This window comes from Pseudoalteromonas sp. Z9A6, assembly GCF_011378805.1.
Classification (GTDB): Bacteria; Pseudomonadota; Gammaproteobacteria; order Enterobacterales; family Alteromonadaceae; genus Pseudoalteromonas; species Pseudoalteromonas distincta.
The window spans coordinates 1-18,620 of sequence record NZ_WTKZ01000047.1 but is presented as its reverse complement, the minus strand read 5'-3'; the positions used below and the strand labels follow the sequence as shown (position 1 = coordinate 18,620).

The window sequence follows — 18,620 nt, the reverse complement described above, 5'->3', positions numbered from 1 at the left end:
AGGTATTAACCTTCTAATTGAAAGTCGTACACTGAGCCTAAATTAAGTAGTTGGGTTAGCTCATCAAGTGCTTGGTAACTTTCGCTCAGCAGTGCTGGGTCGGCAAAGTCTTTAGCACCTAATTGGTCGCGGTAGTTACGTTGTGCCCAGTTACACAATTGTGTGTATTTAGTGTCGGTTAAAATAACGTCTGGGTTTACTGCAGCGAGTTCTTGCTCGTTCAAAGCAACCCGTAAACGCAAGCAAGCTGGGCCGCCGCCATTTTGCATACTTTGGCGTAAATCAAAAAAGCGTACTTGGTTTATAGGATTATCGGCCATGATCATTTCTTCAATGTAGTCGTTAACCGCGCTATTACGTTGGCACTCTTTTGGCGCTACTAATAACATAGAGCCATCACTTAGGCTTACTAGTTGGCTATTAAATAAATAGCTACTAACTGCATCTTGAATACTTACTTTACTTGTAGGTACTTCAATAATATAAAATTGTTTATTACCAACATAGGCTTCGCGAATATCTTGCAGTGCCAAAGCTTGATTTAAAAATGCTTGCTGGTGGCACAGTAATACGTTGGCGTTACCTACTGCAATTACATCATTATGAAACACGCCTTGGTCTATTACGTCTGGATTTTGCTGTAGTAAAATTTGGCTTGAATCTTTTAAGTTATGCAAGCGACAAATTGCTTCTGAGGCTTCGAGAGTTTGCCTTGCAGGAAATTTAGCTGGTTTTGGTAATTGGCTGTTAAACGCGCTGGCACCAAATACAAACATTTCAAGGCCTTGCTCGCCGTGGCTGTCACAAAAACGAGTATGGTTTGCTGCACCTTCGTCGCCAAAAAAGCCTTGGTCGGGCAAATGGGTGTGGTGCGCAAAGTATTTGTCGTTATTAAACATGGCTTTTAATAAGCGCGTAGTGGTTGCAGGCTCTAATGAACGATGAAACTTATTATTTAAATTAGCTGAAGTAAAATGTACTTTGCCATCGGTTGTATCAGGAGATGGCGATACTGTAGCGGCATTGGCTGTCCACATTGCAGATGCTGAATAACACGCGCGTAATAAAATAGGATCGGCTTTAAATGCTTTATGAATGACTTGTGCATCGTTACCGGTAAAGCCTAAGCGGCGCAGTACGTTTAAGTCGGGGCGTGCATGAGGGGCAAATACACCTTGAGTTAGGCCTTTGTCATGCATGGCTTTCATTTTTTCAAGGCCTTGAAGTACCGCCTCTTGAGGATTTGAAAAGCTTGCTGCGTTATTCAACGAGGCAACATTACCATACGATAAACCAGCGTAGTTGTGAGTAGGACCCACTAAGCCATCAAAATTAACTTCCAAAGCGTTCATACACGTTCCAACTAAAAAATTTTTAATAGGATGCAACAATACAATGCAATAGGGTTGCTTGCAAAGTTATAAACGCAGTGTTTTTACTAATTTTTTGATGTTTTTAAATGTGGGGTTTATTGCAAGGGGGTTGTTTTTATATTGAGCGGTTAATTTGAGTTTAATAAAAATGTACGCATAAATTTCATAGTGCGCAAAAGCTCAGCCTAAAGTAAGTTTATACAACTAAGCTTTAAGCCAAGCCTTTACACAATACGATGTTACTTAACATAGGCGCGTTCTTTATCAGCGGTAGTGCGGGTATTTGTAGGGTCGTTAACTTGCCAAACGCTAATGTCTAAACGCCATAAAAGATAAAGGGTATGATATAAATTGAACATGGTTTTTCCTTGGTATTTTTACTGAACACATCAGTATATAAGGAAGAATTATGCCAACATTAACTTGAATATTTTATGAATAAAAATCAGGTGTTTAGTATTTAAGTATAAATATATACTTAAGGATTAGCACCAAAGAGGTGAAGTATTACTAAAAGATGCACCAGTGTGGCGTATTTTTAAAAAAAGCCCTGCAACTATTGGGTCACTTAAATGTGCAAGGCTTTTAAAAAATGTAGTCATTTAAAAAGTAAATTAGCGGCCCACTTTTCCTTTTACTAAAGGCTCAAACGACATTACTTTAAACTTATCGTGGCTTTGATTTTTGCCATTATTAAGTACAGGCGAATTGTGTAAATCGTCAACGGTAAAGTATATTTTATGATCGGCTCCGTAGCTAAAGCCATCAGGCCAGCTAAGACGATCGTCTTTAAATAATACTTCGTAGTCGCCAGTAGGTTTAACTACGCCAATTGCGCCATTGGTTATGTCGGTTACATATACGTTACCGCCGCCATCAACAATAATACCGTCTGAAATTGGTTTAGTGCCGTAACGCGTAACTTTGTCTTCAAGCGCTTTAGCCGAAAGGCTCTCGTTATTTATATCGCTGGTGGCAATGCGGTAAACCGAGGTGCCCGACATAGAGCCAAAGTAAAGCCAGTCTTCGTTAGGGTCAAGCGTAATTGGGTTAACACCTAAGCGGGCAGGTTGTCCGCCAAGGCTCATTGTGCGCCCATCAATAACCATATCGATATTTTCGGCTGTGGTGTAATGGCTATTTTGTAATACTCTGCGTGCAACACCTGTTTTAAGGTTTACCGTAATAATAGCGGCTTGGCTGCCTTGGGCTGTGTCGGCAATGTATACAACGCCATGTTTATTATCGATGACTAAATCGTTTAAAAACGAGGTGTCGGTAATGGTCGGTTTAGCCAGATAAATAATTTTGTGCAGTTGCTCTTTGTTTGTATCCCAACCTACTAAGCGCCCAGCGTGATCGGGCCCTGAAGTATCAAGCATCCATAAAACGCCATCGCTTGATACGTTTATGCCAAGTACGTCGTAAAAACCTTTACCGTTATTGTACGCGTATGCCCATTCTTCATTAGGGTAGGGCTTAGTTGTACCATCGCTTAAAAGCTCCATAACTTTTTGTTTTTGGCCAAAAAAGCCATGCACAGATAAAAACTTTCTGCCTGATGGGGTAATAGCAATGTTGCCCGGTGGGTGCTGCGCATCAAATGTGGCTACTGTTTTTAAATCAGCATTTTGGCCAGCGGTGTTAGCAGATACAGCATTGCTGCCTAAAAGTGCCGTGCTACATGCCGCCGCTAATAGTAGTTTTTTTATATGAGTCATTTTAAAAGCCTTCTAAAACAAGTTTACCGCGTGATGTATGCGATTCTAAAATTTGATGTGCTTTGTATAGGTTTGCAGCGTTAATAGTACCTAAGTGCTGGCCTAACGTGGTTTTAATTGTCCCTGCATCTATTAGTTCACTAATTTCATTAAGCAAAGTGTGCTGCGCTGTTATATCGGTTGTAGTAAATAATGAACGCGTAAACATAAACTCCCAGTGTACAGATATACATTTACGTTTAAATTTTAAAATATCGAACGATGTAGGGTCGTCTATTAGCGCAAATTTACCTTGGGGTTTTATACACTCAACTATTTGGTCTTGGTATTGGTCGGTGTGGGTTAAGCCAATAACGTAATCGAACTCAGCTACCCCCAGTTCTTTGCGCTGCTCGTTTAAGTTTTTAGAATGATCGAGTACATGATCGGCACCTAATTCTTTAAGCCAGGTTACGCTTTGATCGCGCGATGCCGTACCTACCACGTTTAGCCCAGTAAGCTGCTTGGCAAGCTGTACTAAAATAGAGCCAACGCCACCTGCGGCGCCAATGACTAAAATAGATTGCTGGGTATTTTGCTTATTTTTAGGCACTTGCAAGCGGTCAAACAGCATTTCGTAAGCGGTAATACTGGTTAGTGGAAGCGCTGCGGCTTGAGCATCGGTTAATGTTTTAGGTGCACGTCCTACAATACGTTCATCAACTAATTGAAATTGCGCATTACTGCCTTGCCGCGATAAATCGCCAGCGTAAAATACACGATCCCCAATATTAAATAACGAAACCGACTTGCCAACAGCTTTTACTATGCCTACGCCATCCCAACCTAATACTTTGTAACCTTGCTCAGGCGCTACATTTGCACGTATTTTTGTATCTACCGGATTTACCGAAATAGCATTCACTTCAATAAGTAAGTCGTGTCCGGTGGCAGTTGGGGTATCAAGCTCAATAACTTTAATTGACTCAGAGCTGAGGGTTTTGGAGTTTTGGATGTAACCAAATGCTTTCATAGCGATTCCTGATGAATATTTATGTGTATGTATTTTTTATATGTTTGTACTATAGCGCAGTTGAAAAATAGAAAAAGACATGAAAAACTAAAGCACTTTCAAATTTAAATTGAAAATATGCGATCATTTAACGATATTCAAACTTTTATAGATGTAGCGAGTTGCGCCAGCATTTCTGAAGCCGCACGGCAAAACGCGCAAACCCCAGCAGCGGTAAGTGCAGCCATTAAACGGCTAGAAAAAGACTTAGGAAACGTGTTGTTTATTCGCTCTACCCGCAGCTTACGCTTGAGTGTGGCGGGGGATCAGTTTTTAAGTTATGCCAAAGATTCGCTTGCGCTATTGCAACAAGGCGTTGCAGCAGTACAAATATCAGCAGGGCAGGTTAACGGTACTTTACAGGTGTCGGCGCCATGTGATTTAGGGCGTAATAAGTTAAGCCTTTGGCTAAATGAGTTTTTAGCGCAATACCCGCATATAAAACTAAAGCTGCATTTAAGTGACGAAGTAAGCGACATTTACAGCCAATCAATAGATATTGCGCTGCGCTTTGGTGTTCCAAAAGATTCACAGCTTATTGCTATTCCTTTATATTTAAATAATGCGCGTGTTTTAGTGGCGTCTCCTGATTATATTGCCAAACATGGGCTTTTAACTCATCCACTAAATTTAGCCGATCACACAACAATTACTTTTATGCGCTTTGGCGAAGTATTTAAAGAGTGGCGTTTTTATAAAAGTGGCGCGGTGCAAAAAGTGCAGCTAAATTGCCAACACATAGTTAACGATGGAGAAATGGTGAGGCGCTGGGCTATTGAAGGTAAAGGCATTGCCTATAAATCGTATTTAGATGTAATAGAAACTTTGGCTAGTGGTGAGCTTGTACATTTATGCCCTGACTGGCAAAGCGATCCACTACCGCTATACATGATGTACGCTGATAGACGCCAAATGACCCCGGTTATCACCGCATTTAGAGATTTTATTCAGCAAAAAATAGCAACATTAGTGGGCTAAGTAATAGTCTTAGTATTTAAATCATTTACTACTAAATCGAGCAGCTGCATAAGCTGTGTGGCTTGTGTGGGGTCTACACTTTCAAACTTACATAATATATTTTTTGGAATATCAGCGGCTCCGTTTTTAAGGGCTTGTCCACTTTGGGTAAGCTGAATTAGGCGTTTACGCTTATCGTGTTCGTCTTTAATTACTGCTAGCAGAGACTTTTCGGTCATTTTTTTGAGTATTTGGGTCATAGCGCCGCCATCAATAGCGGTTTTATCTATTAGCTCTGCAATTGTTATTTCGTCTTGCTCCCACAGTGCCATCATTACTACGTATTGCGGGTAAGTTAAATTTAGCTCGTTTAAAGGCTCGCGATACGCACGCGCAATGCTGTTAGATGCCATGTATAAACGATGACATAACTGATTTTTTAACTTTAATTGCTTAAACGGCATAACGTTATCCTTTATTTCAATACATGCTATTTTAATTTGCATGCAAAGTATTTGCAATCTCTAATTACTTGTTCTATTATTTTGCACACAAACTAAATTAACACCCTATTTTAAACTTTGGAGTTCATTATGAATGTATTACAAAACGTAGCTTACACAGCAAAAGCAACTGCAACTGGCGGCCGCGAAGGCGTAGCTAAATCTGATGATGGCCGTTTAGATGTAAAACTATCAACACCTAAAGGTTTAGGCGGAGACGACGGACAAGGCACTAACCCAGAGCAGTTATTTGCAGCAGGTTACGCGGCATGCTTTATTGGCGCGCTTAAATTTGTAGCAGGCAGCGAGAAAATTATTCTGCCAAGTGACACGCACATTAATTCAGAAGTATCGATTGGCGCTATTGACGGTGGTTTTGGTATTGCAGTTAAGCTAGCAGTGTCGCTGGGTGATATGGATAAAGCGCAAGCACAGGAGCTTGTAGATAAAGCGCACTTAGTATGCCCATATTCAAACGCAACACGCGGTAATATTGAAGTTGAGCTGTCGGTTATTTAATAACAAAACTCGCTAATATTTAAAAAGCACACAATAACCTTGTGTGCTTTTTTGTTTTTGAGGTCAAAAAAATAAATATACGAAAAATCGTATATTCACTATTCCATATGTTGTTATTTTGTTTTATTGTCTATGCATAAGCACAGTGAGGACAGTATGGAACAATTCAACCCACTTCAATTTTATAAATGCCTAGCGGACGATACACGTTTAAAAGCAATGCTGCTAATTAGCCACGAAGAAGAGCTGTGTGTATGCGAGCTTGTTGCTGCACTTAAATTAAGCCAACCTAAGGTATCTCGCCATTTAGCGCAGTTAAGACAATGCGGATTATTAAGCGACCGTAAACAAAATCAATGGGTGTACTACAGTATTAATAAAGCACTGCCAGAGTGGGCTAAAAATGTATTAACGCAAACGCTCAATGCTAACCCTTTATTTTACAAAAACGATTTAACGCGCTTAAACGCTATGGGTAATCGCCCTGAACGTGCGGCTAGCTGTTGTAACTAACTAATAAATTAACTTATTAAAGGTATTTAATTATGACTATTAAAGTAGGTATTAACGGTTTTGGCCGTATGGGGCGTTTAACACTGCGTGCAGCAGTTGATTGGCCAGAAATAGAGTTTATTAAAGTAAATGATGTAGCGGGCGATGCTAAAACACACGCACATTTAATTGAGTTTGACTCAGTACACGGACGCTTAGCGCAGCAGGTTACTAGTGATGATAATAGCTTTAGTGTGGGTAAACACACGATTGCAGTTACCAACAACAAAACCATAAATGAAACTGATTGGTCAGATTGCGATGTAGTAATAGAAGCCAGCGGTAAAATGAAAACCACTGAGCTGTTAAATCAATTTTTAGCGCAAGGTGTTAAGCGTGTTGTGGTAACAGCACCAGTAAAAGAAGACGGTATTTTAAATGTAGTAATGGGTGTAAACGATGACCTATATAACCCAAGTGAGCATAAAATTGTTACAGCTGCTTCTTGCACAACTAACTGTTTAGCGCCAATAGTAAAAGTACTGCAAGAAAAAGTGGGCATTAAACACGGCTCAATGACTACTATTCACGACATTACTAATACCCAAACGATTATTGATGCCCCTCATAAAGATTTACGCCGTGCGCGTTCGTGCGGTACTAGTTTAATTCCTACTACAACCGGTAGTGCAACGGCTATTACGCATATTTTCCCTGAGCTTAAGGGGAAATTAAACGGCCATGCTGTGCGTGTACCTCTTACTAACGCATCCATTACTGATTGTGTTTTTGAACTTGAGCGCGGTGTTACACAAGATGAAGTAAACACTTGGTTTAAAAATGCTGCAAATAACGAGCTAAAAGACATTTTAGGCTACGAAGAAAGACCGCTTGTATCTATAGATTATAAAACAGATCCACGTAGCTGCACCATAGACGCGCTTTCAACTATGGTAATTAACAATACTCAGCTTAAATTATATGCTTGGTATGATAACGAGTGGGGTTATGCAAATCGTACGGCTGAGCTAATGCTTAAAGTTGCACAAAGTGATGTGGTTTAATCTCGTTTAAAAAGGTTTAAATTCATGCTTGCGGAGTTAGCTAATTTACCAAGTTCTATAAAACAATATTTAATAATTACCGGTAATTACTGGGCATTTACTTTAACTGATGGTGCACTGCGCATGCTGGTGGTGCTGTACTTTCATCAGTTGGGATATGGCGCATTTGCGATAGCCATGTTGTTTTTGTTTTATGAAATTTTTGGCGTAATCACCAATTTAGTAGGTGGATGGCTTGGGGCATATTTAGGGTTAAACAAAACCATGAATGTAGGGCTTGGGCTGCAGCTTGTAGCTTTAGCTATGCTTTGCGTGCCTGGGGATTGGCTAACCGTTGCCTATGTTATGGCAGCGCAAGCACTGAGTGGCATAGCAAAAGACTTAAATAAAATGAGTGCAAAGAGCGCCATTAAGTATTTAGTACCGCAAAACAATGCAGGGCAAAGCCAATTATATAAATGGATTGCCATACTTACGGGCTCTAAAAATGCTTTAAAAGGGGTGGGCTTTTTTTTAGGCGGCTTATTACTAACTGTATTTGGTTTTGTGGGGGCATTAATAAGTCTAATTATTTTACTTAGTGTTGCGTGGGTTATTAGTTTAATTTTTTTAAAAGGCGATATTGGTAAAGCTAAAAACAAACCTAAGTTTAAAGAATTATTTTCTAAATCGCGGGCAATTAACTTACTTAGCGCAGCGCGTTTATGCTTATTTGCGGCGCGCGATGTATGGTTTGTGGTTGCATTGCCGGTTTACTTAGCCGCTCAGTTTAACTGGGATCATTGGTGGGTAAGCGGCTTTATGGCTTTGTGGGTAATTGCGTATGGATTGGTGCAGTCGCAAGCACCGCGTATAACAGGGCAAAGTGATTCAAACTCACATTCAGTCAAAAAAGCGTATTGGTGGGTTGCTCTATTAAGTGGCGTAACTGGCATTTTAGCGTTGTTGATGCAATTTGATGTAGCGGTACATTTTACGCTTGTAATCGGCTTACTTATTTTTGGTGGTGTATTTGCTGTAAATTCATCGCTGCATAGTTACTTAATAGTAAGTTTTGCTAAAAACGATGGGGTGTCGCTCGACGTTGGCTTTTATTATATGGCCAATGCGATAGGGCGTTTGCTTGGTACGGTGCTTTCTGGCTGGGTTTTTCAAGTATATGGGCTTAGTGCGTGTTTATGGGTAAGTGTATGTTTATTAATTGCAGCCTCAATTACAACGGCACGTTTGGCTAAACTTTAAAAAACTCAACGTATTGTATTAAATTCAATTTGTTTAACGATATTCATAGCTTCATTGATTAGATCTACTAAACTGTATCAGTAGTTTTAATTTAAAGGGTGTGATGAATGCGAGAAATATCGTTAGCAAAAAAGTTACTCTGGCTAAGTGTCGGTAGTATATTTATAACTGTACTAGTGCTATCAGGCATTTTGTGGTGGCAGTTATCATCAAGTAATAAGCAGTTAGCGACCAAATCCGAAGAGTACATTATTGTAGAAGTAGAAGAAAAGCTTAATGCTCATGCGGCTGGATACGGAGAAAAAATTGCTGGCTTTATTAATGAAGCTTACCGTGTTCCTTATTCATTAGCGGCATTACTTGGCGATGCAGCAAAACAAAGCACTTTAGACCGAGATACAGTTGTCAGTATAAATAAAGCGGTTTTAGAACAAAACACTCTCTTATCATCTATTTATTCTCAATTTGAACCAAACGCTTTTGATGGGCAAGACTCTCAATATCAACAAGGGTATAAGCATTCAGTAGATAGTGCTGGTACGTTAGAGGTATACATAACTCGCGATCAAAAAGGCATAATTGAACAACAAAAAGTAGCGAATGCCGCCGATAAATACATAACAACGCTTAATGAGTTTGGTATTCGCGAAGCGCAGTGGTATTTGTGCGCAAAAGACACACTTAAGCCTTGTATTATGGAACCGTATTTATACGAAATCCCATCGGGCGATTCGGTAATGCTAACTTCGTTAACCGTGCCTATTTTAAAGTCAGGCCAGTTTATTGGTTTAGCAGGCGTTGATTTAACTCTACCAACCTTTCAAGTAATGACTGAGCAGCTTTCTAAGCAGCTTTACAATGGTCAAGCTAAAGTAACCTTATTAAGTGATTTAGGTTTAGTTGTAGGCAGCAGTCATTATAAATCTAAATTAGGGCGCCCAATTAAAGAGGCTGTTAGTTCTACTATATTTAATGATATTGAAAAGTCTAAAGGGCAAAGCGGTATTTTTAAAACAAATAGTGAATATTTAGTAAATTATCCAATTGATATAAAACTAGCAAACACTCAGTGGTCATTAATCATAGAAGTACCTACAGACCTAGCACTTGCAGGGCCTGAAGCGCTAGAAAAAAACATGCAAGAAACAGCAGCATCACTCGGGTTTATTATTTTAATTACAGGCTTAATAATTGCTGTGGTTGCTTTTGTTATTATGAAATTAGTAATTGCAGGTGTAATAGCGCCGCTACAACAAATTCAACAGCGGGTTGATAACCTCGCAAGTTCTGAGGGTGATTTAACGCATACATTGCATGTTGATAGCCACGCAGAACTTATTGCATTAGCTGGTGGGTTTAATCGATTTTTAGCAAAACTACGTGATTTAATTTCTGAACTAAAAGCGGTGTCTGAGCAAACTAAACAGCAAGGCGAAATAGCACAACACATCGCTATTGATACTAAGCATAATGTTCAATCTCAATTTCAAGAAATTGAAAGTGTGGTAACGGCTATGAACGAAATGAGCGCAACAGCACTCGAAGTCGCCAGAGCATCAGAGCAATCAGCCCAACAAGCCGATGAAATAAATAGCTTGGTAGTAAGTAGTGAGTCGAGCTTATCGTCAGCGATGACAGAAGTTAAAACGATGTCTGAAGAAATTAAAGAAGCCAACCAAGCAGTTGAAAAAGTCGCTTCGCGTAGTAAAGACATTACGCAAATATTAGATGTAATTCGTACTATTTCAGAACAAACAAACTTACTTGCACTTAACGCAGCCATTGAAGCTGCGCGCGCTGGTGAGCATGGGCGAGGCTTTGCCGTTGTTGCTGATGAAGTACGTGCACTTGCTTCTAAAACGCGTTCATCAACAGATGACATAAGCCAGTTAATTGATAGTTTACTATCTGAAGTAGGTAACGCATCTACCGTTATTGAAAAAGGCGTAGTACGTGCACAAAATGCCGTTGATGAAACATCTGTAGCTTTTGATGCTCTGCACAGTGTTGTAGTTAAAGTTGATGAAATAACCAATCAAATTACACATATTGCCACCGCTGCCGAAGAGCAAAGCTTAGTGACTGAAGAAATAAACCGTAATTTAACGCTTATATCTGATGCCGCATCGCAACTTGCTGACTTATCTACACAAGCAGGGGATAGCAGCGAAGCGCTTAATGCACTTGTTGCCCAGCAAGATAATGAGCTAAATAAGCTTAAAACGTAACTTATAAATTAAGTTTTAAGCACAAAAAAATGGCCAGTTAATACTGGCCATTTTTATTTAGTAAAATAAGTATAACTTGTTGAGAATGCGCGATAACTGCTATTTATAACTTTTTAATCAACATAAACATTTGGTTGATCATTGGCTCAGCAAATTGCTCTACATTAGGACGATTAAAATAACCGCGTAAACCTGTAAATTGCACCTGAAAAAAGCGCGCATATTCAACAGCGGTCAACGTATTACTTAACTCACCTTTGTTTATTGCTTGTGTAAACAACTGCGTTAAATAAGCTTCAAATTGAGCTGTTAAATCTAAGCTTAACTCGTATAGGTTTGAGTCTTTTTCTGCAAACTCGCTGTTTGCTTTAACCAGCATACAAATAGCGCTTGGGCTGTAATCTTTTGTTTTAATTACCACGTTTTCAACAAACGCACGTAATCCACCAAGTACTGTATCGGCACTTGATAAAAACCCCTCTATTTGGGTTTTCATTTGTACTGTGTAATCTTTCAGCGATTCGCAGTATAGACCTTCTTTAGAGCCAAACGCAGAGTAAATACTACCGGGGCGCATATTAACGGCTTCTTGTAAGTCACGCGTTGAGGTTGCATGAAAACCTTTTTGCCAAAATAGCTGGCTAGCAACGCGAACTACATTATCGCGTTCAAATTTAACCTTATTAGCCATATCATTCTCAATTAATTTGAACATTTGCTCAATTTTAACTTGAACAGTCGCTCAAAATCAAATGCTATGTGTCTCGAAGTTACTTAAAACTATTAATTATTAGGAGCTAACCATGGCCGAATTTACTTTATACACTCAAGAAAACGCACCAGAAGAAGCAAAACCGTTACTAGCTGATTCAGTAGCAGCATTTGGTATGCTTCCTAACTTACATGCAGTAATGGCTGAAGCACCAACATTACTTAAAGGTTACCAAGTACTGCATGAGTTGTTTCAAAAAACATCATTCAACGCAGAAGAGCTAACAGTAGTATGGCAATCAATTAACGTAGAGCACGACTGTCATTACTGTGTTCCTGCTCACAGTGGTATTGCAGCGGCAATGAAGGTAGATCAAGGTATTGTTGACGCACTTGTTAACAAAACACCACTTGAAAACCCTAAGCTAGAAACTCTTCGTGAAACTACACTTGCAATGACACGTGAACGTGGCGTGATCAGCGATGAGCAAATCGAAAAATTCTTTGCCGCAGGTTACGCTAAGCAACAGCTACTTGAAATTATTGTAGGCTTGTCTCAAAAAGTAATGAGCAACTACACTAATCACCTTGCTGATACACCAGTAGACGCGCCATTTAAAAAATACGTAAAATAAATACGGTTTTATAAATGACAAAAGGCAGCCTAGGCTGCCTTTTGTGCTTTTAAATCACAGCTATTTAAACTTAACCGTTTTTGTACTGCGTGTATAAATACGTTGTTCGGGCTTTGTCCACTCACCCTTTTTTAAATAAGAGGTCGATACAATAAATTTATCGTCTTTTAGTTCACTCATTGATTTAACCTTTGTAATATCATCTTGGCTACCAGTTACATCTTCATAAGCTACAAATTGAGTGGGGCTGAGGACTTTCATAGCCCCTTTAGTATAAAATCCTGCGGTTGTGAAATAGTAAAATACCAAAGACTCTTTTTTACTGTCGTAAAAAATCATCGACTCGCCGCCATACTCACCTTCATTAATAGAGTGCTTGGTATGTATCGCTTTACCGTTTAAAGCACGCTCCCAACGGCCAACATCTTGTATTTTTTTAGCACCTTCAGGTACTTTAAAGTCAGCCTGCCAAGTTCCTAAATAGGGCTTAAATACGGCAAGTTCTTTATCAAGGTTGGTGAATGTATCGGATGCATAGCTATTAAATGTTGATAAGCATAAGACTAAGAATATCGCTTTAAAATATGTCATAATTTGGCTCTTGTTTTTGTAATACCAATGCCAAGTATAGGCGATAATTAATTGATAAAGAAAATATTAATCACATTCTCATTACTTTATTTAGCCGCCATTTGGCTGGCTTACCTACTGCAATACTTACCTGTTTATATACCAATATATGTACCTGGTTATATAAGTGTATTAAGTGCTATCACTTTTTTAATGTACGCGTGGGATAAGCGACAAGCTAAGCGCTCTTCACATAAAAAAGTAAATCGTACGCCAGAGCGCACACTGCAACTACTTGCATTATTTGGAGGATGGCCGGGGGCATTACTTGCTCAACAATTACTTCGCCATAAATCGCAAAAGCGACGTTTTATAGTGATGTTGTGGTTATGTATTTTAATTAATGTAGGATGCAGTATTATCGCTATTTATTTTCCAGATTTATTGTTAGGTTAAAGTATAAATAGGAAAAGGACTTTTTATGACTAATACAAGATCGGCTGGCGTGACCTTAACGCTTATTTTATTTTTATTAATACCATTGCAAGGATGTGCAGACATGTTTGGGTTTTTTAATAAACAAAACGTTACGTTGTCGTTGCCTGTAAAAGGCAGACTATTAAATAATGGTGAGCCCCAACAGGGCGTTAAAGTAACAAGAGAGCTGATTTACGGTGATACTTATATTGATGAAGCCATAAGTGATAACAATGGTTACTTTTATTTCGATAATAAAACAATACGTAGTTCAAAGCCTTCAAACATGTTTTTTAATAGCTCTTTGCTACAGAGTATTTATATTGGAAACAAAAAAGATGAAGATTCAATCTTGTGGTATACCACAATACAGTTCACCGAAGAGCAAGCACTGCTATCTGATATATTAAATAACTTTGAATGCGAGCTTGGTGAAGAGGCTACAACGTACGATATACCGATAAAAAATACGGGTCAATTTTATACAGTTTATACGCGTTGTAATACCAATTCGCTTAATTAAGTGGTCTATTTTGAGGGCTGAAAAACGTGTTGATAGCTAGGCAAAAAATTCGCTATTTAGTTGTTCTAAATGAGAGTTTTTTAACGCAGGTAGCGACACGTTTAGCCCCACAAAATGATTAAGTATTATTGCGGATTGGTATAAGTTATAGAAATTAGTGAGAAGTTTGATAAAGCCACTAATGTTCATCTATTAGTGGCTTTAATATGATGATTAACGTTTTAACTGTGCTTCTTTTTGGTTTAGTAAACGAATTATAGGGTTTTGCTCTAATATTTTACTTTTCAAAATATAACCAATAATTAGTCCAGCTATAAAGCCACCAATATGTGCACCATAATCAATGTCATCAGGGCCTGTTACTGCACCAAAAATGTTAAATCCTAATCAAATAGCAAAAAACCATACCGCAGAAAGTTTCTTCTGATAAATTACAAACATAAAAGTAAGGCTTGCGTGCCTAAACCACATCAGATACATGCCAAATAAACCGGCTATCGCACCACTGGCACCCATGCCTGGAATATTCGACATAGGGTTTACAATGTAGCTAGCAAATGATGCGAGTAGACCACAGGCCAAGTACCATAACAAAAAGCGCTTGTGTCCTAAAACATCTTCTAAGTTATCGCCAACGATATATAAAAAGTACATATTGCCAACTAGATACATTATGGAACCATGTAAAAATACGCAAGTTAATACAGTCCATAGCTCATTACCTTTACTTAAATCTGCAGGTGTCATGGCAAAGTTATCAATGACGTAGCTAAATGAGCTCGGGTTTAAAAAGTAAAGTGCAAAAATCAGTGTGTTTAAGACAATAAGACCGCGAGTTACCCAGGGGGTCTTTTGTGGCTGAATATTATATTCAACAGGCATTTGCGTTAAAAATTGGAACAAGTAAGTTTTCCAACTTACTTTTTGATTTAGCTCGCCTAAACTCGCTTTTATTTCAGGGCTATTTTCAACACTTTCAAGCTCATCTTTATCAATCCATGTGCCATCGCAGTGTCTACAAACATCTATTTCGGTATGAAAAGCCTCAAGTAAGTGAAAACGTTCCAAGCTTTTTTTACAATCAGGGCAGTCAAGCTCAGAAATTCCTAATAGTTCACCAAAGTGAGTTTCAAATTTATCACCTTCAGGGCCTTCATTTATTTCGGAAATCATCCGATTTACTTCATTTTTTTCGAACCATAAGCCACCGCATTCACAGCAAATATCTATTTCTTCGCCTTGATAATTGGTTACTTCTAATGGATGGTCTTTACAATGTGGGCAGCTCTTAGTTGGCATTTTCTAGCTCCTTTAACGAACCAACAGAAATGTCATTCTGCTGTAATTCCATTTTTAATGGTTTAGCGCTATTTTTAGTGCGGGTAGCGTTTGAGTTTTAATTGAGTCTGTTATTTTTGCTAATTCGATAGAAGCCTGCTTAGCAGACATTTTTCTTTCTATTGCGGCATTAATGATAAAATCAGCTCGAGAATAAAACCGACGTATTTTAGTCAAAAATTCACTTGGTGTTTCAAGCGTAGTAGGCGAAAACTGCATGGTTTTCCATATGTACTGCTCAAGTGTGGGTTTAAAAAATTCCATTTCTGATTTTGGCGGGCTCTTCGCTAAGCGTTCTGCATACTTAGCTACCGTATTTGCGTTATCATTAACTTCGTCATAGAGCGATGTACGCAAATAGTAGTTATCTTCCATTTTGCTAAATGAATCGAACTTAAGCGCTTGTTCTAAACCGCTTTGAGCAGCCAAATAAACACCAAATACGGTAGAAATAACCATAAAAAATTGATTTAACCAAAAACCAGTACTTTTGAGCTCTTTATGATCGACCTTTTTAAGCGCACAAGAATACTTAAAAATTAACCAGTTGCAATGCTACTATCCGTATTGAATATACTTTTTTACGTTTCGACCTGCATGTACATGCAGACGTAAACTTTACTCATTTCCTAAGGAGAGTGGGTAATGAATCTTTAGTAATTATACTTTAAGTGCACAACTACTAAAATCCCCATATCAAAACCGTTAAAGGTTTCAATTGATTACTTTGTGATTAAAAATAAAACAAGCAGCCATGGCTCTTCCTCATTTAACAGTTAAAGCAAATAAGAATTCTGTGCTAGAAAAGCTATGTTTTGCTCATGAGGTAAGTATATTGGTATATATAAAATTGATAATACTAAGTTATGGCTAATTAGTTTTTATTTTAAATATATAACAAAGGTCATTCTTGAAAAATACTTTCAACCTTTGAATTTAAAAATACTGCACCGTTTTGTGTTTTGCCTAAATGGTCGTCTTTATTATAAATAGGGCAGCTTTTCAGTGATAAACAGCCACATCCTATGCAGCTGTCTACCTTGTCTCGCAAACGCTGCATATACGCTATTCGCTCGTCCAGCTGTGCTTGCCATTGCTTTGAAAGGGCTGCCCAATCTTTTTGCGTGGGTGTGCGCTGATCAGGTAATGTTGCCAGTGTTTGTTTAATTTCATCAAGGGTTATTCCCATTGCTTGTGCGGCTTTTATTACCGCTATACGGCGCAGTACATCTTTTTTATAGCGGCGTTGATTGCCGCCATTTCGCCAGCTACGTATTAGTCCTTTGGTTTCATAAAAATGCAGGGTTGATACTTTTACGCCGCTACGCTTTGCTACATAACCCACGGTTAAGTTGGCCTCAGTTAGTTTTTTTTGATCTATTGGCATTATTTTTATTTTCCGTTTGACCTCAATATAACTTGAGGTTTTAAGCTTCTTTCAACATTAAAAAAGGAGCTAACTAAATGCAACAAAAACTTGAGCGTAGCACTGTTATTATTTATTCAAGCGCACGCAAAAATGGTAATACACAGGCGCACGTTAATGGATTTGCAGAGCAAAATAATGTGCGTGTAATATGCTTAGATGATTATAAAATTGCGCCGTACTGCTATAACAAAAACTATAAAAATGATGATTTTTACGCTGTGTTTGAAGCACTTTTAAAATATGATCATTGGGTGTTCGCGTCTCCTGTTTATTGATAAAGCACCACGGTACAAATGAAATTATTTATCGATAGAATAACCGATTATATGGACGATGAAGCATTAAAACCTAAGCTTCGTAGTTTACGTAGTAAGCATTTTTCAGTGCTTTCTAATGCGTCATCAAGTGAAGCCCCCGCCTGTTTTGTAGAGCAGTTTAAAAATACGTTTAGTTATTTAGGTATGCAGTTTATTAACCACAGCCATAAAAGTACCCAAAAGGTTGCTTAAATTGCAGCCTTTTTTGGTTGTCTCTGGTAGTTTAGTAATAATCTTAAAAAACACAGGATTGTTTTATGAAATATTTACTATTGTTAGTGCTGCTTTTTAGCCCTTTAATATATGCAACAGAGCAACCAATTAAGGGGGATGGTAATTATTACAATGTACCCGAGCATGATGAAATTAATGACGCTACGGTATTTAAAATAGCATTTGATGTTGCTGATGGCGCTGAAAAAGGCGCGCAAAATAATTCAATAAATTCGCTAGCGCGTTTTATTAACATGCATTTAGCGCATGGCGTAAAGCCTGAAAACATACAACTTGCATTAGTTGTGCACGGCAGCGCAAGTGTTGATGTGTTAGCTAATAGCGAATATAAAAAACGCTTTAACGTTGACAATAAAAATCAAGCGTTAATTGAGCAGCTACTAGAAAACAACACTAAAGTGTATGTTTGCGGGCAATCTGCTACTCACTTTAAAGTAACGCCAGCGCTTTTAATTGAGGGTGTAAAGATGTCGCTTTCAGCTATGACCGCTCACGCACAACTTCAACAGCAAGGCTATACGCTCAATCCATTTTAATGACTCAAATAATAAAAAACATTCTCTGCTTTGGGGATTCAAATACATGGGGCTTAAACCCTGTAACGGGTAAACGTTTTGATGAAAATACCCGTTGGACATCACTTTTAAATAAAAACTTAGGGTGTGGTTTTAACGTAATAGAGGCAGGGCAACCTAATCGCACGTTAGTGCATAATCCCCCGTTTGACGTTGTGCTCAATGGTGTTAGCTATTTAAAACCTTATTTGGATAAGCATGATCTCGACTTTATTATTATAGCTCTTGGTACAAACGATCTTAAAAAACGTTTTAATTTAACACCTAGTTTAATAGCAGATGGCTTGAATGATTTAATTAACTCAATACACTTTTATTATCAGCAAGGTAGTACTTTAAAATCCCCTAAGATTATTATTGCTAGCCCACCTAAAATAAGAATTACCGGGCAGTATTCACGTATTTATGAAGAGGCTGATACAAAAGCAACAAAGCTCTCTAGTGCATTTAAAAGCGTTGCAGCTAATAATAAGTGCGCTTTTATTGATTTTAACTCGTTCATTAGCATAACAGATGGTGATGGGATTCATTTTGATGATATCCAACATTTGGCAATAGGCTTTAAAATAGCGCAATTGGTTCAAAATTTACTCAATAATTGTTAAATCTATCGTAACTATTCACCAAGACAAATTATTTTCTAAGGATCTTTTTTAGCTAT

19 protein-coding genes and 2 pseudogenes are annotated in these 18,620 nt (G+C 38.3%); 12 read left to right on the top strand and 9 right to left on the bottom strand.

Going from position 1 to position 18,620, the window contains the following annotated elements; genetic code table 11:
* Positions 1–5 precede the first annotated feature (5 nt).
* The 3 genes from astB to GQR53_RS15515 all read right to left on the bottom strand — a co-directional run bounded on the left by astB (position 6) and on the right by GQR53_RS15515 (position 4,106).
* The gene (astB, locus tag GQR53_RS15525) at positions 6–1,352 is read right to left on the bottom strand and encodes an N-succinylarginine dihydrolase (protein WP_165744438.1); all 1,347 of its coding nucleotides are present in this window, start codon (positions 1,350–1,352) and stop codon (positions 6–8) included.
* Between the two features lie 635 nt (positions 1,353–1,987).
* On the bottom strand, positions 1,988–3,094 hold the full coding sequence (locus GQR53_RS15520) for an L-dopachrome tautomerase-related protein (protein WP_165744437.1): 1,107 nt from the start codon (positions 3,092–3,094) through the stop codon (positions 1,988–1,990).
* A gap of 1 nt (position 3,095) precedes the next feature.
* Positions 3,096–4,106, bottom strand: a complete 1,011-nt coding sequence (locus GQR53_RS15515; protein ID WP_165744436.1) for a zinc-binding alcohol dehydrogenase family protein — start codon at positions 4,104–4,106, stop codon at positions 3,096–3,098.
* A 117-nt stretch (positions 4,107–4,223) separates the two neighbouring features.
* Here GQR53_RS15515 and GQR53_RS15510 point away from each other — a divergent pair, with 117 nt between their 5' ends.
* Positions 4,224–5,123 carry a LysR family transcriptional regulator gene (locus GQR53_RS15510; protein WP_149593265.1) on the top strand — a complete coding sequence of 300 codons (900 nt, stop codon included), beginning with the start codon at positions 4,224–4,226 and terminating at the stop codon, positions 5,121–5,123.
* On the opposite strand, the gene GQR53_RS15505 is transcribed toward GQR53_RS15510, so the two are convergent.
* On the bottom strand, positions 5,120–5,566 hold the full coding sequence (locus tag GQR53_RS15505; protein ID WP_165744435.1) for a MarR family transcriptional regulator: 447 nt from the start codon (positions 5,564–5,566) through the stop codon (positions 5,120–5,122). The genes GQR53_RS15510 and GQR53_RS15505 overlap by 4 nt on opposite strands.
* Positions 5,567–5,695: 129 nt before the next feature.
* Here GQR53_RS15505 and GQR53_RS15500 point away from each other — a divergent pair, with 129 nt between their 5' ends.
* The 5 genes from GQR53_RS15500 (at position 5,696) to GQR53_RS15480 (ending at position 11,150) form a co-directional block, all read left to right on the top strand.
* Positions 5,696–6,124 (top strand): organic hydroperoxide resistance protein, encoded by a 429-nt coding sequence (locus GQR53_RS15500; RefSeq protein ID WP_165744434.1) that lies wholly within the window; start codon positions 5,696–5,698, stop codon positions 6,122–6,124.
* A 156-nt stretch (positions 6,125–6,280) separates the two neighbouring features.
* Positions 6,281–6,637 (top strand): metalloregulator ArsR/SmtB family transcription factor, encoded by a 357-nt coding sequence (locus tag GQR53_RS15495; protein WP_024594484.1) that lies wholly within the window; start codon positions 6,281–6,283, stop codon positions 6,635–6,637.
* A gap of 32 nt (positions 6,638–6,669) precedes the next feature.
* Positions 6,670–7,680 carry an ArsJ-associated glyceraldehyde-3-phosphate dehydrogenase gene (locus tag GQR53_RS15490; RefSeq protein ID WP_165744433.1) on the top strand — a complete coding sequence of 337 codons (1,011 nt, stop codon included), beginning with the start codon at positions 6,670–6,672 and terminating at the stop codon, positions 7,678–7,680.
* 24 nt (positions 7,681–7,704) lie between these two features.
* On the top strand, positions 7,705–8,922 hold the full coding sequence (gene arsJ, locus GQR53_RS15485) for an organoarsenical effux MFS transporter ArsJ (protein ID WP_165744432.1): 1,218 nt from the start codon (positions 7,705–7,707) through the stop codon (positions 8,920–8,922).
* A gap of 107 nt (positions 8,923–9,029) precedes the next feature.
* Positions 9,030–11,150: a methyl-accepting chemotaxis protein gene (locus GQR53_RS15480; protein ID WP_165744431.1), complete on the top strand. Its 2,121-nt coding sequence runs from the start codon at positions 9,030–9,032 to the stop codon at positions 11,148–11,150.
* A gap of 103 nt (positions 11,151–11,253) precedes the next feature.
* Here the strand turns inward: GQR53_RS15480 and GQR53_RS15475 are convergent, their stop codons facing one another.
* On the bottom strand, positions 11,254–11,841 hold the full coding sequence (locus tag GQR53_RS15475; protein ID WP_165744430.1) for a TetR/AcrR family transcriptional regulator: 588 nt from the start codon (positions 11,839–11,841) through the stop codon (positions 11,254–11,256).
* A gap of 112 nt (positions 11,842–11,953) precedes the next feature.
* On the opposite strand from GQR53_RS15475, the gene GQR53_RS15470 reads away from it, so the two are divergent.
* On the top strand, positions 11,954–12,496 hold the full coding sequence (locus GQR53_RS15470) for a carboxymuconolactone decarboxylase family protein (protein ID WP_004334524.1): 543 nt from the start codon (positions 11,954–11,956) through the stop codon (positions 12,494–12,496).
* 60 nt (positions 12,497–12,556) lie between these two features.
* On the opposite strand, the gene GQR53_RS15465 is transcribed toward GQR53_RS15470, so the two are convergent.
* Positions 12,557–13,087 carry a hypothetical protein gene (locus tag GQR53_RS15465; protein WP_165744429.1) on the bottom strand — a complete coding sequence of 177 codons (531 nt, stop codon included), beginning with the start codon at positions 13,085–13,087 and terminating at the stop codon, positions 12,557–12,559.
* A 51-nt stretch (positions 13,088–13,138) separates the two neighbouring features.
* On the opposite strand from GQR53_RS15465, the gene GQR53_RS15460 reads away from it, so the two are divergent.
* Both GQR53_RS15460 and GQR53_RS15455 read left to right on the top strand, forming a co-directional pair.
* Positions 13,139–13,522: a DUF1294 domain-containing protein gene (locus GQR53_RS15460; protein WP_165744428.1), complete on the top strand. Its 384-nt coding sequence runs from the start codon at positions 13,139–13,141 to the stop codon at positions 13,520–13,522.
* Between the two features lie 25 nt (positions 13,523–13,547).
* A complete protein-coding gene (locus tag GQR53_RS15455; RefSeq protein WP_231619990.1) occupies positions 13,548–14,066 on the top strand; it encodes a transthyretin-like family protein in 519 nt (172 codons plus the stop codon).
* A 213-nt stretch (positions 14,067–14,279) separates the two neighbouring features.
* Here the strand turns inward: GQR53_RS15455 and GQR53_RS15450 are convergent.
* The 3 genes and pseudogenes from GQR53_RS15450 to soxR form a co-directional block, all read right to left on the bottom strand.
* A pseudogene (locus tag GQR53_RS15450) lies at positions 14,280–15,365 on the bottom strand (rhomboid family intramembrane serine protease).
* A 54-nt stretch (positions 15,366–15,419) separates the two neighbouring features.
* Positions 15,420–15,863 carry a hypothetical protein gene (locus GQR53_RS15445; RefSeq protein ID WP_231619991.1) on the bottom strand — a complete coding sequence of 148 codons (444 nt, stop codon included), beginning with the start codon at positions 15,861–15,863 and terminating at the stop codon, positions 15,420–15,422.
* A 445-nt stretch (positions 15,864–16,308) separates the two neighbouring features.
* The gene (soxR, locus tag GQR53_RS15440; protein ID WP_165744427.1) at positions 16,309–16,791 is read right to left on the bottom strand and encodes a redox-sensitive transcriptional activator SoxR; all 483 of its coding nucleotides are present in this window, start codon (positions 16,789–16,791) and stop codon (positions 16,309–16,311) included.
* Positions 16,792–16,868: 77 nt separating this feature from the next.
* On the opposite strand from soxR, the pseudogene GQR53_RS15435 reads away from it, so the two are divergent.
* The 3 genes and pseudogenes from GQR53_RS15435 to GQR53_RS15425 all read left to right on the top strand — a co-directional run bounded on the left by GQR53_RS15435 (position 16,869) and on the right by GQR53_RS15425 (position 18,564).
* Positions 16,869–17,342, top strand: a pseudogene (locus GQR53_RS15435) (flavodoxin family protein).
* A 65-nt stretch (positions 17,343–17,407) separates the two neighbouring features.
* Positions 17,408–17,920 (top strand): DsrE family protein, encoded by a 513-nt coding sequence (locus GQR53_RS15430; protein ID WP_165744426.1) that lies wholly within the window; start codon positions 17,408–17,410, stop codon positions 17,918–17,920.
* An 8-nt stretch (positions 17,921–17,928) separates the two neighbouring features.
* Positions 17,929–18,564, top strand: a complete 636-nt coding sequence (locus GQR53_RS15425; RefSeq protein ID WP_165744450.1) for an SGNH/GDSL hydrolase family protein — start codon at positions 17,929–17,931, stop codon at positions 18,562–18,564.
* Positions 18,565–18,620 lie beyond the last annotated feature (56 nt).